This window comes from Pseudomonas fluorescens (assembly GCF_000730425.1).
Lineage (GTDB): Bacteria > Pseudomonadota > Gammaproteobacteria > Pseudomonadales > Pseudomonadaceae > Aquipseudomonas > Aquipseudomonas fluorescens_X.
Map to the genome: position 1 here is coordinate 1,113,059 of NZ_CP008896.1, position 13,526 is coordinate 1,126,584.

Below are 13,526 nucleotides of genomic sequence, written 5' to 3' on the forward strand. Positions count from 1 at the left end.
CCTGTAGGGGCGTGATTTCAGCGCAGGTAGTCTTCCACCAACGCGACCCAACAGGCGGCCCCAAGGGGAATCAACTCGTCATTGAAGTCATAGTGATCGTTATGCACCGAACAGCCGTTGAACTCGCCAATGCCATTGCCCAGGCCGAAGTAGCAGCCAGGCACTTCATGCAACATCCAGGCAAAGTCTTCGCTGCCCATGGCTTTGAATGACACCTGCTCCATGACATTGGCAGCGCCCAGGGCCCGCTTGGCCGCGTCCAGCATGTGCTGGGTCTCGGCGGGCGTATTGACCAGCACCGGCGCCAGCAGCTGGTAGTCGATCTGGGCTGTCACGCCAAATGAGGCAGCCTGGCCTTCGACAATCCCGCGGATTCGTTGCTCGACGAACTCGCGCACCTGCGGGTCAAGTGTGCGCACGCTCAACTCCAGCATCGCCGTCTCCGGGATGATGTTGACGGCTGTGCCGGCCTGCACTTTGCCGATGCTGATCACCGCCGAGTCATTGACCCCAATATTGCGCGACACCACCGTTTGCAAGGCACTGATGATGCCCGCCAGCGCCGGGATCGGATCAATGCTGCGTTCCGGCATCGCGCCATGCCCGCCACGACCGGTGAGCGTGATACGCACACACTCCGACGACGCCATGACCCCGCCGCTCTTGATGATGGCATGGCCCACGGGGAACCCCGGCATATTGTGGAAGGCATACACCGCATCGCAGGGGAAACGTCGGAACAGGCCATCGTCCATCATGGCCTTGGCGCCGGTCAGGCCTTCCTCATCCGGCTGGAAAATCACGTTCACCGTGCCGTCGAACGTGGCATGCAGCGCCAGTTGTTCAGCGGCCGCCAGCAAGGTTGCCGTGTGCCCGTCATGACCACAGGCATGCATCGATCCTTCGCGACGGCTGGCCCAGGGCAAACCGTTTCGCTCAACGATTGGCAACGCATCCATGTCGGCCCGCAGCCCCAGGGTTTTTGATCCACTGCCGCGCCGCAGCACGCCAACCACGCCGCAACCGCCGACGCCGGTGTGTACTTCATAACCCCAGCTTTCGAGCAAGCCAATGACCAGGGCCGCCGTTTCCCGGGTGTTTTGCCCAAGCTCGGGTTCGGCGTGGATATTGCGGCGGATCGTGACAAAACGCTCGCTACTGTCTTGCAGGCGTGTGTGTAGAGGACTATGGCTCACGGTAAATTCCTTATTTTTGGGTTCAGGTCAGCAACATCAGGGACGCCCTGGGTGCTCAGGGTAAAAACGCAAGGCAATGCCACTTACAACAATGGCGCCACACAAGTACCAGGCCGGCACCAACGGGCTGCCGGTCAGGGCAATCAACCACGTCACGATCAGCGGTGAAAAACCGCCGAACAGCGTGACGCCAAAGCTGTAGATGATCGACAGACCCGTCACCCGGTCATCGCGGGAAAACGCTTCCATCAACAAGGCCAGCCCCGCTCCACCGCTGATGGCCATGGGCAGGATCAGCAACGACACCGCCACCAGGCACAGCAGCGTGCTGTGCTGGTCGAGCATCACAAACGCGGGATAGGTCAGCACCGCCTGCAGGCCACACAGCCAATACAGCAAGGGCTTGCGCCGGGGCATGCGATCGGCAAAGCGCGAGGCGAATGGCGGCACCACCGCCAGCAACACACAGGCAAAGGCCACCAGGCCAAAGGCGAAGCTGCTGGGGTAATGCAAGGTGCGGGTCAGGTAGGTGGGCATATAGAACACCACCATGTATGAACTGACCGTGGAGCTGGCCATCAACAAGATGCCCAACCCCAGGGTACGTGCGTGATTGCGCACGAAGTCGCGAAACGGCGTCGGCTTGTCGATGTTTTCGTGGGTTTCATCCAGGTGCTGGCGGATGTACCAGCCCACCGGACCGATCAACAAGCCAATCACGAAAGGCACACGCCAGCCCCAACTGTGCAACGCCTCCTCCGACAGCAGCGTGGTCAGCGCCCAACCCGACAATGCGCCCAGCAGCGCAGCGGCGCCTTGGCTTGCACCCTGCCAGCAGACCATGAAACAACGATTGTCGGTGCGCCCGGACTCCATCAAGAACGCCGAAGCCGCACCCACCTCGCCGCCGGCCGAAAACCCCTGGAGCAGGCGACCAAAGACCAACAGCCCGGTGGCAACGATGCCGATGCTCGAATAAGTCGGGGTGAACGCGATAATGCCGGTGCCCACGGTCATCAGGGCGATGGTCAGGGTCAATGCCTGCTTGCGCCCATAACGGTCGGCGAACCGACCGATCAATACCGCGCCCAGGGGCCTGATCAGAAAGCCCAGGGCAAAAGTCACCAAAGACATCATCAACGACGCCAGCGCAGAATCCGCCGGGAAAAACAGCTTGCCGATAATCACCGCAAAAAAGCTGTAGACCGTGAAGTCGTAGATCTCCAGGCCATTGCCCAGGGACGAGGCCAGTACCACGCGGCGCGTCCGGGCACGGGACGGCACGGCCGGCACGGGGGACACATAGTCAAACGAGGATGGGGGTGCCGAGGTCGTTTTCATGGCTTAGCGCACCCCGGACTGACGCAGGGCATTGGGCGTGAACTCACCTTCCACGGCGTTCACATCAAACTGATAGCTGCGCTTTTCCTCGTTCTTCAGGCCCAGCACCAGATACCGCCCGCTGACCATGTCGTTGAGGGTTTCGGCGGTGTAGAACGGCACCTGATGGTTGTAGTAGGACTGTTGATGGGCTTCGGCCACACGCCACAAGACATTGCGACCGTCATAGTGATCAATCACCGCCGCTTGCCAAGAGTCCTCGTCGATATAGAAATCACGCTTGGCATACACATGCCGCTGGCCGGGCTTCAACGTCGCGACCACATGCCAGACCCGATGCAGCTCATAGCGCGCCAGGCTTTGGTCGATATGGCCGGCCTTGGTGATATCAGCGTACTTGAGCGTGGGCGAGTCGAGCTTGTAGCTGTTGTAGGGAATGAACAGCTCCTGTTTGCCAACCAATTGCCAGTCGTAGCGATCCGGCGCGCCATTGAACATGTCGTAGTTATCGACCACCCGCTGCCCATCGGTACTGCCGGCAGGGCCGTCGTATGCCACCTGTGGCGCCCGCCGTACACGGCGTTGGCCAGCGTTGTAGAGCCAGGCCTGGCGCGGCTCCTTGACCTGGTCGAGGGTCTCGTGGACCAGCTCGACATTCCCCGCTAGACGGGCTGGCGCGGTGATGGTCTGCTTGTTGTAGAACAGCACATTACTCGGCTTGGCCGGATCGTAGTCGGCCAGGCTTTCGCGCAGCACATACTGATGGTCGAACGTCACCGGCGTGCCCACGCCTCGTACATCCGGAACGATCTGCACCATCTGGCGCTTCATGCTGTCGCCCCGGTAACGGGCAATGTGGTTCCAGATCACTTCCAGGCCGTCCTTGGGAATCGGGAACGGGAATGCCTTGGTAAAGTGCTCCAGGCCGTTACCGCCTGCGACCAACCGGGTGTTCAGCGCGTTTTTGCGTGCGGCCTCGACAATCTCTGGCGGCACATTGGCGCTGCGGTGGGTGGGATAGACATTCATCGTGTAGTCGGGGTAACGCTTGAACATGGCGACCTGGCCTGGAGACAGGCGGCCCTTGTACTGCTCGACGTTCTGCGCGGTGATGGTGAACAACGCTCGTTCGTTGGCGAAGGGATCGGCCAGGAACCCGGCACTGTCGACCGCTCCCGCATCCCGGGGCAGGCCACCGGTCCAGGCCGGGATCGAGCCGTCAGCGTTGCCGGCCTTCTCGCCGCCCAGTGGCGTCAACGTGGTGCCCAGCCGGGCGGCTTCTTCAGGAGTAACCGCGGCCATCGCCGAGGTACAGAACAGCAGCGCCAGCGTACTGGCGTATATAACCGGTGTCGGAACATTCATCAGGCTCAATCCTTTTCTTGTTATCGGATGCAGGTTCAGAAACTCACGCCCACACTCAGGGCAACGAAGTCGCGATCAGTTGCCGTGTTGTAGTCCCCACCAAAGAAATCGGTGTAGGACAGGCTCGCCGTGTAGGTATTTTTCAGGTCCGCATCCAGGCCAAGGCTGATGGCCTTGCTGCCTTCGTTGAAGTTGGGTCCATAACCTTGCACATCGTGGGACCAGGACAGGCTGGGCTTGAGGTTCACCCCGGCCAGCACGTTCTGATAGTCGAGGATGGCGCGCGCCCGGTATCCCCAGGAGTTGGCGGTGTAAAAGCCTTTGCCATCGCAGTTTTGCGGGTTGACCGGGTTGGCCATGGTCGGGCAATTGCGGTTGTCCGGCAGCTCGCCGTTGCCGAAGATGCTGTCACGCCCGAAGCGCAGCGCGCTGCTGTTGAGATCACTGAGGTGGTTGTAGCCGACCTCGGAAATCAGGGTCAGGCGCTCGGCAGCCCACACCTGGTCGATAAAGTGAGTGAACGTGACCTGTGCCTGGCTCACGAGCTTGCGCACATAGCCATGGAAATCTTCACCGGGCACCGGCCGCGCGAAACCACTGGCAAAAATCGGACTGCCCAGGTCTGCCGCCATCGAGCCGGCCAGGGCGGAAATCGTCACATCGCTGCTGTTGAGGGACAACGGCATGTTGGGTCGATAACTCAGCTCACCGGAGACGGCGGTGCCGCCAAGCGTGGTGGAAAAGCTCAGGCCATAGAGGCGGATGTCTTCGGGGTACTCGATGAAATATTCAGCGCTCGAGGCGTGGGTACCGGGCTTGACCGCAAACGGGCTGTCCCCGACCCGGCCGCCGACAAAGGGTGCGCGGCTGTGATAGTTCATGGCGTACAGCCCAAACTCGGTATTGTTCAGCGCCTCGGCCTGCCAACGCAGCGCCACGCCGAACTGACCGCTGTCACGCGCATCACGATCAGCCCCGCGCGTGAAGTGATACTGGCCGTTGGGATCCCAGGGCGGCGAAAACCCCATGCGTGTGCTGCACCCATCGGCCATCACATCCGAGCCGAAAAACGTACCGCAGTTGTCGAGCACCGTCTGGTCCCACTCCAACTGGTAAAAAACCTCGGCGGACACGCTGTCACTCAAGCCCTGGGATAAAAACAGCATGTTGACCGGGATCAGCCCTTCCTTGATCTCGGCCCCCGGACGCCGGAAAGCGGCGACATCGGTGGGGTTGATCACATTGATCCCGTTGCCGATAAACGTGCTCTCCCCCCAACTGACCACCTGCTTGCCCACCCGCGCATTGCCGGGTTGGCCGTCGATGAAATAGTTGTGATAGATAAACGCATCAAGGATTTGCGCCCCCGATGACTTGGCCGCTTCCTTGCGATGGCTGTCGCTGATGGGCAGGTAACGGCGACTTTCGTCCTTGAGCTCGAAGTCATACCAGTACTTGCCGCGCACAAAGATGCCGCTATCGCCGTAGTTCATTTGCAGGTCGTGCACGCCCTTGAAGATCTTCGAAAAGGTCTCGCCCCGGCGAAAATTCATGCGCCCATCATCGGCACTCTGGCTCGACGCATGCCCGCCGTTCCAGGTACCTACATAGGTCGGGTCAGCATTGCGTAGCGCCCAACTGCTGCCGATGGACAAAGAAGAGTCGAACTGCCCCTCGATTTCGCCGACGTTGAAGCTGATGGCCTGGGCCTGGACGCTGGTACCGAGTGCGAAGACGGCGACCCATGCACAGGGCCGCACTCGCTCAAACTGAAAGTGGTTTGCCACAGAACTTCCCCATCGTTTTTATTATTGAAGGCAGTCCACCTGGCCTGCCGGGCGATGTTGGCGCTGGAGAATCTTCTGGGAGCGTGTTAAAGCTGTCCAATGCAAATATGAAGGATGATTGATGCAGTGGACGACTCAATTGATTTGAAGCGGGTTCGCCACCTGGTGTACCTGAGCGAGGAGTTGCATTTTTCCCGTGCAGCGGCTCGGGCACACCTGTCACAGACCGCGTTCAGTCGCAGTATTCAATCGCTGGAGAGCGACCTGGGGGTGCGCTTGTTTGACCGCGATACCCGCTCCGTGACACTGACCGAAGCCGGCAAACAACTGATCGGGCGTGCCCATGAATTGCTCAGTTGTGCAAAGAAAATGCAGGCCCAGGCCAATGATCTTGCAGGGACCGAGGGCGGTGAATTGCGCTTTGGCGTCACGCCGATGGCGGCTAACCTCAACACCACTGACGTATTGGTCAAGCTGCGTAAAAGCATTCCCCGGCTGGTGCTCAATGTTCAGGTGAATTTCTGGGAGCACCTGTCCCATCAACTGGAAACCGACCAGCTGGAATTTGTCGTCGCCACACTGCGAGCCGACCAGATGTTCGATCCCCGCTTTTCCATCACCCACCTGCCACCGCAACCGGCATCGATTTTTTGCCGCCGCGATCACCCCCTGGCGCAGCAGGACCGCCCGATTTCGCGGCAACAGATTCTGCAATACCCATGGAGCGGCGTCGTACCGTCAAGCGAGGCCTCGCTGTATGCCCTGTTTGACCTCAAACCCGGAACGCTGCTGCCGTGGACCTTGAGCTCCAACGACCTGAACCTGCTGCGTGAAACCACCTTGACCAGCGACTCGCTGCTCTTGACCTGGTGCTCCTGGCTTGAACAGGACCTGCGCGATGGGGTGTTGGTAGACCTGATGCCCTCTATCCAGCCAGGCTGGCCGGCGGACCTGCTGACCATCACCAATGCAGTGGTGTGCCAGGCCGGGCGCACACTGTCACCGATTGCCCAGCAGGCGGTGGATTCAATCATTGCCAATGCTGAGCGGTAGGTCGCGGCCGCCATCGCCGGCAAGCCGGCGCCTACAAGGGCTGGACTTTGCTGAAGCTATGCGCAGCCGGTTGCAGCCAGCGAGCCTGCACCAGGAGCGGCGTCACCGCAGCGCCCGGCTCGACCTGCCCGTCCACCTGCAAACGCTGCGGGTCAGCCTGGACCTTGAAATGATGCTCGCCCGCCAGTTGCAAATCCGCCAACAGCCGCAACCCCTCCCGGCATTGCAGTTCGATCCGGGTAGTTCCCAACTTGACCCGCCACGGGCTCAGCATCGCGAGGTCATGTCCCAGCAACTCACCGTCGGCATGACGGCAACCAGTTCCCGCGCCATTGACTTGCAATCGACCTTCCCAGCGGCCGTCCAGTACGAACATCGGTACCGGCAAGGCGCTGACCGCCTGCGGCGCCAATTGCGCCTGCCAGTTCCAGGGCCAGCCGCGAATCTGCAACGCCCAAATGCGCTGTTGAAAACCCAGGTTCACCTGCACCGCCCATGGCCGCAAGGTCCAGTCCACTGGCCCCAGGGCACCCACGCGTGCCGCACGCCCAGTCCATAGGCTGCCCGTGACGCCGCCGGGCTGCCAGCCGCTCGGCCACGGCAGTTGGCGGGCCACAAAGGTGGCCGGCAGCTCCAACAGCAGGGTCAGGCAGAACACCCCAATACCCCAGAGGACGATGGCGCGACTCATGGCCGAACCGCCACTTGCAGGCTAAAGGCATACCCCTGGCCGCCACCGTGCTCAAGGCTCCACTGCAACGGTCGGCCGCCCTGTTCCTGTACCGTGCGCAGCAGTTGCTGCAAGGCCTGGGGGCCGGGCAGTTCGCCGCGCAACTGCCAGCGATCGCCCTGCTGTTCGACATGGGTCAACACCCATTGGCGCGACTCGGCCAACGCCTGCCACTGCTCATTGGAAAATACCGCGGGCGCTAGCAGCGTGCTGGCCTGCTGCGCCAGTGCCTGCCACTGACGCCCATCCTGCCAGGCCGCCAGCAGCGGCCGTGTCAACAGCACCAGCAGCAACAGCACGACGGTTGACCAGCCGATCAGCAGGCCATAACGGCGCTTGGGCGGCAGTTGGTTGAAGTGGGCCAGGTACGCCTGCATCCGCGCCTTCATGGTTGCTCTCCCAAGTCAAAACTCAGTTGCAGGCGGTCGGCTGCACCGGGGGCCTCGTCTATCCATTGTGCGCCCGCAGCCTGGGCAATGGCCTGCCACTCGGCCGGCGGCGGCCGCGGGCCAGTGCCGCGCAAGGCCAGGCGCCAATGGCTGCCGTCAAAAGCGATGTGCGACACCGACCAGCCCGGTTGCTGTTGCAACCACGTCGCGAGTGCCTGCTCCAACGCCACGATTTTCTGTTGACGCACGTGCCAGTCGGTTGCCTCACCCTGCATACGCGCCAACGCCATACGGGCCTGTTGCGGGTTATTGACTGGCCCCGTCACCGCCCTGACCTGGGCTTTCCAACTGTCGACCTGGTGCAGGCTCTGCACCAGGTACACCGCACTCCAGCACACCGCCAGTACCACGCACCCCAACAGCAAGCGGCGCTGTACACCACTTATCAACGCAGATCGCTGCGCCCGCGTGCGTGTCGCTCGCGTGCCCTCCAGCACACTGGGCACCTGTTCCAGACGCGCCAGCCGCGACGGCCAGACGCCCTCCAGCGTCTCGCCAGGCTGTTCGCGCCAGGCCTGGGGCAAGCGCTCCCCCAAGACCTGGGGCCACACCAGCCATTGCCGGGAGTGGGCCTTGAGGCACAGCAGCTGTTCGCGCTGCCAGCGCAACACCTGCCCGGGTTCGGGTTGCGGCAACAATTGCAGCTCCGCCCAGCCGTGGGTGATCTGTACGCCAAGGGCCGCGCACTCGGCCAGCCATTGCTGCACCTGCTGGCGCTGCATCACCAACAACTCAAGCTGCCCGGCCTCGCGGGACAGGCAACTGACCAGCAACGCTTCGGCGGGCTGCTGCGCGTATTCTTCAAACAGTTGCGGCCATTCATGGCGCTTGAGCCCCGGCGGCGCCGGCAGGCAGAAATGGCTGCAATCTTGCGCCGGCACAATCAAGGCGCCCGGCAGTTGCAACAGTGCGGACGGTGGCGGCCAGGCGCCGCTCGAGCACGCCTGTTGCGCGCGGTAGTGCAGCCACTGCCAACGCCCCTCGCTGCTGGCCGGCGGACGCACCAGCAACCATTCCAGCGGTTTGCCCCGCAGACGCTCAAACATGCCTGCGCTCCGGCTCATGGCTGGGTATCGGGCAAAGCGAAGGTACACACATAAGGGGCTCCATGATGCTCGAACTCGATCCGCACGCCGCGATTGGGCTGGGCGGCGACGGTAGAAGGAAAGGCCAGCCAGCGCGTGCCCTGGTAAAAACTGAACGTGGCACGCTCGACCGGCATCAATGACGCCTTGAGCGCCCAGCGGGGCTTATCGGCAGCGTACAGATCGGCCGAGCCCCACAACTCCAGGCGCTGCTGGCGCGCATCGAACGACAGCCGCTGGCGTTGCACACGCGACGCGCCGTCTGCCGGCGGCCACGCCGCCAGGGCCACCCACTGCAATTGCCCAAGGGCCGGCTGCCACTCCAGCCAAGCCAGGTCCAGGGGCAAACGCTGCTCGTACAGCTGGCGCAACACCAGGGCATCGAAGCGGCGCTCCAGGGCCATGCAGAACTCCAAGACCTGGGGCTCGCCGCCAGGCTCATCCAGTCGTTCACGCACCTTGGCCCAGCCATTGACCAGGGCTGCCAGCAACACCCCGACCACCGCCGTGAGGGCCATCGCCACCAACAGCTCGACCAGGGTCAAACCGCGCTGCGCGGCCTTCATGGGCGCACCAGAAACAGGCTGAACTGGCCCAGGGGGTGGCGCTGCTCAGGGTCGGCAAACAACTTCAACTCGCCACGGCGCAAGCGATTGACTCCGGTATTGCCCAGGGTCAGGTACCAGTGACAGGTGGCGTGCCCCTGGCGCAGCTCACCGCTCAGCGCATTGATCTGCGGCCAGTACTGCTCCACGCCAAAGCGCGTCTCCAGCTCCCGCGCGCACAAACTGCCCAGGCGATGTTGCGCCACGGCCTGGTGGGTCGCGATGCGCTGGCGCAACAACTGGCTGACCATCACCGCCATCAAGGCGGCAATCCCCAGGGCGACCATGACTTCGAGCAGGGTAAAGCCTTGTTGGCGCTTCATGGCAGGGTCGCGATCTGCAGGGTATTGTCCGCTTGCCATTGCCAGCGCTGCCGGCCCTCGGCCCAGCGCCAGGTGAGTGACACGGGGTGCGCCAGCCCCGAGGGGGTGAACATCACTTGGGGTTCGCGGCTCACCGGCCAATCAGGTTGCAAGCCGACCGGCCAGGGTGCGCCACGCGATGGCTCGACCTGCCACGCCGGCGCGCCCTGCCCGGCCTGCCAACGCACGAACTCAGGGTTGCGACCGTTCCAGCGCAAGCCCAGCAACTGTCCGGCATGCCGGGCCTGGGCGGCCTGGCTGCGCGCCTCGTTGGCCAGTTGGGCCAGGGCCTGGCGCATTGGCGCCTGACCGGTATCAAGAAAGGCCACCCCCAAGGCACTGAACAAACCGACGATCAGTAAGACCACCAGCATTTCCAGGAGCGAGAACCCGCGACTGCGTTGCATGCCTAGAGGTCCCAGTTACCGATATCGGCGTCGGTGCCTTCGCCGCCTTCCTGGCCGTCGGCGCCCAGGGAAAACAGATCCACCCGACCGTGCTGGCCCGGGGTGCGGTAGCCATAAGCATTGCCCCACGGGTCCTGGGGCAGGCGACGGATGTAGCCGTCAGCCCGCCAGCTGCGCGGCAAGGGTTCCAGGCCCGGCTTGCTGACCAGCGCCTGCAGACCCTGCTCGGAGGTGGGGAACCGCAGGTTGTCGAGGCGGTACATATCCAGCGCCTGCTCCAGGGTCGCCAGGTCAGCCAGGGCTTTCTGGCGCATGGCCTTGTCCTGGCTGCCGAGCACGCTGGGGGCAACCACCGCGATCAACAGGCCGATGATAAAAATCACCACCATGATTTCCATCAAGGTAAAACCGCGCTCGCGACGTTTGACTGCACGATTGCCTGGCATGGCGTGCTTTTCCATTTCAAATTCTCCAGCTTCAGGTTGTCTGTTCAAAGGCTAAGGCCCTGGTTGAGCTGCATGATCGGCAGCAACACCGCCAGCACGATGAACAGCACCACCGCGCCCATCAGCAGAATCATCAGGGGTTCGAATAACGCCAGCAGCAGGTCGACCTGGCGCGCAAACCCACGCTCCTGGTTGTCGGCGACGCGCAAGAGCATGTCGGGCAAGGTGCCGCTGGCCTCGCCGCTGGCGACCATGTTCAACAGCATCGGCGGGAAGTGCCCGCTGGCACTGAGGGCGCGGTACAGGGTCACGCCGCCTTCGACCTGTTCACGCACCGCCTCCAGGGACTGGTGGATCTGCCGGTTGCCGACTGTCGCGGTGGCAACCTCCAGGGATTCGAGCAATGGCACACCACTGCCGAGCAAAATCGCCAGGCTGCGCGAGACCCGTGCGCTTTCCAATACCGACAGCAACACGCCGATGCGTGGCAGGCGCAAGGCCAGGTTGTCGCGGCGCAAGCGCCATACCGCCTGGCGCAATAACAGCCGCGCGCCCACTGCCGACAGCAAGCCCAGCCCCAGCAACCACGGGCCGAGCATGACCAGGCCCTCGCTGGCGCCGATTAATATTCGGGTAATCAGCGGCAGGCTTTGCCCGGTATGGCTGAACTGTTCAGTGAGCTTGGGCACCACAAACGTCATCAGGCCGATCACCACCGCCAGCGACACCAGAATCAGCACCGCCGGGTAGATCAACGCGGTGCGCGCCTTGTGCCGTTGTTTCTGTACCTGCTCCAGGTGTTCGGCCAGGCGCTCCAGTACCGGCGCCAATTTGCCCGAGCGTTCGCCCGCCTCCACCAGCGCGCAATACAGGGTGTTGAACTGCCCGCCCTGGCGCCGCAGGCTCTGGGCCAGGCTCAAGCCTTCACCCAGGGCACCGCGCACCGCCACCAGCAGATTGCGGATCGCCGGCTCTGCCAGTTGGCGCTCCAGGGTGCCCAGGGCATCCACCAAGGGGATGCCGGCGCTCAACAGCGTGGCCAACTGGCGGGTCAATTCGCACAGTTGCCCATGGTTCAAACGTTGCCCGCGCGGGCTCGACAGGCTCGCGCCCTGCACCTGCAACTCACGGGCAAACAGGCCCTGCTCGCGCAGCAGTTGGCGGGCATGGCGCTCGCTTTCCGCCTGGATGCTGGCTTTGCGACGATTGCCGCGCAGGTCCAGCGCCTGGTAACGATAGGTCGGCATCAGTCGCGCACCGCACGCAGGACCTGCTCCAGGCTGGTGTCGCCACGGCGCAGGCATTCAGTGGCCATGGCAGTCAGGCTCTGGCGCTTGTCGGCGAGGTATTCGTGCATCGTCGCTTCACTGGCGCCGTCGTACAGCAGGCCGATCAAGCCGGCATCCAGGGTGATGAATTCATAGAGACCGATCCGCCCGTGGTAGCCACTGCCCTGGCAGTCGTCACAGCCCTGGGGGTGAAAGCTCTGCGCGAGCGTTGCCAGTTCCGGCCACAGTTGGCGCTCGGCGGCCTGCAACGGTGCGGGCGTTGCGCAATGGCACAGGCGGCGCACCAGGCGCTGGGCCATCACGCCCTTGAGGCTGGAGGCAATCAGGAAGGGTTCGATGCCCATGTCACGTAGGCGGGTGACTGCGCCCACCGCGCTGTTGGTGTGCAGCGTCGACAGCACCAGGTGCCCGGTGAGGCTGGCTTGCACGGCGATCTGTGCGGTTTCCTGGTCGCGGATTTCACCCAGCATGATCACGTCCGGATCCTGGCGCAGGATCGCCCGCAGGCCGCTGGCGAACGTCATGCCGGCGCGGGGGTTGATCGCCGTCTGGCCGATGCCGGTAATCGCGTATTCCACCGGGTCTTCGACGGTCAGGATATTGCATGAGCCATCGTTCAGCGCATTGAGGCTGGCGTACAGCGTGGTGGTCTTGCCCGAGCCCGTGGGCCCTGTGCTCAGTAAAATGCCGTTGGGCCGCGACAGGCAGGCGCGCAGGGCCTGCTCCACCTCGGCGGGCATGCCCAGGTTATTGAGGTCCAGCAAATTGGCCTGTTTATCCAGCACCCGCATCACCACGCGCTCGCCGTGGATGCCCGGCAAGGTCGAGACTCGGATATCCACTTCACGCCCCCCGGAGCGCAGGGTAATGCGCCCGTCCTGGGGCTGGCGTTTTTCGGCGATATCCAGGCGCGCCATGACCTTGATCCGCGACACCAACATGGCCGACAAGGCCCGTGGCGGGCGCAGGATCTCCCGCAGATGGCCATCGACCCGCAGGCGCACCACCAGGCTCTGCTCGAAGGTTTCGATATGGATATCCGAGGCGCGCAGGCGCAGGCCTTCGGCGAACAGGCCATTGATCAGGCGAATCACCGGCGCCTCGTTATCGCTCTCCAGCAAGTCTTCGATACGTGGCAGTTCGTTGATCAGGCTGTCGAGATCGACCTGCTCGCCGATGCCCTCAATCAAGGCCGCCGTGGCCGATTCGCCGGCCTGGTACAAGGCCCCCAGGCGCAGTTCGTATTGGGCCGGGTCAAGGTGCTCGACCAGCGTCGGCAGGCCGTGTACGCGCAACACTTCCTGCAAAGCGTCGGTATCCACATCGTCGCGCAGGTACAAGGTCCAGCCCTGCGGGCCCGGCGCCCGCGCCAGGCCCGCCTGGCGCGCCATTCGGTAAGGCAGCAACGGAC

14 protein-coding genes are annotated in these 13,526 nt (G+C 63.2%); 1 reads left to right on the forward strand and 13 read right to left on the reverse strand.

The window, feature by feature from the left end; translation table 11 throughout:
* Positions 1-17 precede the first annotated feature (17 nt).
* From HZ99_RS04580 to HZ99_RS04595, 4 genes are read right to left on the reverse strand one after another with little or no spacing between them, the layout of a single operon-like run.
* Positions 18-1,196 (reverse strand): amidohydrolase, encoded by a 1,179-nt coding sequence (locus HZ99_RS04580; protein WP_038441601.1) that lies wholly within the window; start codon positions 1,194-1,196, stop codon positions 18-20.
* A 36-nt stretch (positions 1,197-1,232) separates the two neighbouring features.
* Entirely contained in the window at positions 1,233-2,537 is a 1,305-nt protein-coding gene (locus tag HZ99_RS04585; RefSeq protein WP_038441602.1) for an MFS transporter, read from the reverse strand.
* A gap of 3 nt (positions 2,538-2,540) precedes the next feature.
* The gene (locus HZ99_RS04590) at positions 2,541-3,902 is read right to left on the reverse strand and encodes a DUF1329 domain-containing protein (RefSeq protein WP_038441603.1); all 1,362 of its coding nucleotides are present in this window, start codon (positions 3,900-3,902) and stop codon (positions 2,541-2,543) included.
* A 35-nt stretch (positions 3,903-3,937) separates the two neighbouring features.
* The gene (locus tag HZ99_RS04595) at positions 3,938-5,662 is read right to left on the reverse strand and encodes a DUF1302 domain-containing protein (protein ID WP_235205592.1); all 1,725 of its coding nucleotides are present in this window, start codon (positions 5,660-5,662) and stop codon (positions 3,938-3,940) included.
* Between the two features lie 153 nt (positions 5,663-5,815).
* Between HZ99_RS04595 and HZ99_RS04600 the strand changes: the two genes are divergently transcribed.
* Positions 5,816-6,742, forward strand: coding sequence for a LysR family transcriptional regulator (locus tag HZ99_RS04600; protein WP_038447882.1), 927 nt, complete (start codon positions 5,816-5,818; stop codon positions 6,740-6,742).
* 31 nt (positions 6,743-6,773) lie between these two features.
* Here HZ99_RS04600 and gspN read toward each other — a convergent pair whose 3' ends face one another.
* The 9 genes from gspN to HZ99_RS04645 are packed head-to-tail and all read right to left on the reverse strand — an operon-like array spanning position 6,774 to position 13,521.
* Positions 6,774-7,433, reverse strand: coding sequence for a type II secretion system protein N (gspN, locus tag HZ99_RS04605; RefSeq protein ID WP_038441605.1), 660 nt, complete (start codon positions 7,431-7,433; stop codon positions 6,774-6,776).
* Positions 7,430-7,861 carry a type II secretion system protein GspM gene (gene gspM / locus HZ99_RS04610; RefSeq protein ID WP_080727661.1) on the reverse strand — a complete coding sequence of 144 codons (432 nt, stop codon included), beginning with the start codon at positions 7,859-7,861 and terminating at the stop codon, positions 7,430-7,432. Before gspM ends, gspN begins: the two co-directional genes overlap by 4 nt.
* On the reverse strand, positions 7,858-8,967 hold the full coding sequence (locus HZ99_RS04615) for a GspL/Epsl periplasmic domain-containing protein (RefSeq protein ID WP_051903045.1): 1,110 nt from the start codon (positions 8,965-8,967) through the stop codon (positions 7,858-7,860). Before HZ99_RS04615 ends, gspM begins: the two co-directional genes overlap by 4 nt.
* 14 nt (positions 8,968-8,981) lie before the next feature.
* Positions 8,982-9,572, reverse strand: coding sequence for a PulJ/GspJ family protein (locus HZ99_RS04620; RefSeq protein ID WP_038441606.1), 591 nt, complete (start codon positions 9,570-9,572; stop codon positions 8,982-8,984).
* Positions 9,569-9,934: a type II secretion system protein gene (locus HZ99_RS04625; RefSeq protein WP_038441607.1), complete on the reverse strand. Its 366-nt coding sequence runs from the start codon at positions 9,932-9,934 to the stop codon at positions 9,569-9,571. Before HZ99_RS04625 ends, HZ99_RS04620 begins: the two co-directional genes overlap by 4 nt.
* Positions 9,931-10,380 (reverse strand): type II secretion system minor pseudopilin GspH, encoded by a 450-nt coding sequence (gspH, locus tag HZ99_RS04630; protein WP_038441608.1) that lies wholly within the window; start codon positions 10,378-10,380, stop codon positions 9,931-9,933. Before gspH ends, HZ99_RS04625 begins: the two co-directional genes overlap by 4 nt.
* 2 nt (positions 10,381-10,382) lie before the next feature.
* A complete protein-coding gene (gene gspG, locus HZ99_RS04635) occupies positions 10,383-10,841 on the reverse strand; it encodes a type II secretion system major pseudopilin GspG (protein WP_404942426.1) in 459 nt (152 codons plus the stop codon).
* A gap of 29 nt (positions 10,842-10,870) precedes the next feature.
* Positions 10,871-12,073, reverse strand: coding sequence for a type II secretion system inner membrane protein GspF (gspF, locus tag HZ99_RS04640; RefSeq protein WP_038441609.1), 1,203 nt, complete (start codon positions 12,071-12,073; stop codon positions 10,871-10,873).
* Positions 12,073-13,521, reverse strand: a complete 1,449-nt coding sequence (locus HZ99_RS04645; RefSeq protein WP_080727769.1) for a GspE/PulE family protein — start codon at positions 13,519-13,521, stop codon at positions 12,073-12,075. The genes gspF and HZ99_RS04645 overlap by 1 nt, the downstream gene beginning before the upstream one ends.
* Between the last annotated feature and the right edge of the window lie 5 nt (positions 13,522-13,526).

Bases quoted from the DNA above. Each gene is read 5' to 3' on its own strand.
- gspN (WP_038441605.1), bottom strand. From the start codon at position 7,433: ATGAGTCGCGCCATCGTCCTCTGGGGTATTGGGGTGTTCTGCCTGACC.
- gspG (WP_404942426.1), bottom strand. From the start codon at position 10,841: ATGGAAAAGCACGCCATGCCAGGCAATCGTGCAGTCAAACGTCGCGAG.
- gspH (WP_038441608.1), bottom strand. From the start codon at position 10,380: ATGCAACGCAGTCGCGGGTTCTCGCTCCTGGAAATGCTGGTGGTCTTA.
- HZ99_RS04615 (WP_051903045.1), bottom strand. From the start codon at position 8,967: ATGTTTGAGCGTCTGCGGGGCAAACCGCTGGAATGGTTGCTGGTGCGT.
- HZ99_RS04590 (WP_038441603.1), bottom strand. From the start codon at position 3,902: ATGAATGTTCCGACACCGGTTATATACGCCAGTACGCTGGCGCTGCTG.
- HZ99_RS04585 (WP_038441602.1), bottom strand. From the start codon at position 2,537: ATGAAAACGACCTCGGCACCCCCATCCTCGTTTGACTATGTGTCCCCC.
- gspM (WP_080727661.1), bottom strand. From the start codon at position 7,861: ATGAAGGCGCGGATGCAGGCGTACCTGGCCCACTTCAACCAACTGCCG.
- HZ99_RS04620 (WP_038441606.1), bottom strand. From the start codon at position 9,572: ATGAAGGCCGCGCAGCGCGGTTTGACCCTGGTCGAGCTGTTGGTGGCG.
- HZ99_RS04625 (WP_038441607.1), bottom strand. From the start codon at position 9,934: ATGAAGCGCCAACAAGGCTTTACCCTGCTCGAAGTCATGGTCGCCCTG.
- gspF (WP_038441609.1), bottom strand. From the start codon at position 12,073: ATGCCGACCTATCGTTACCAGGCGCTGGACCTGCGCGGCAATCGTCGC.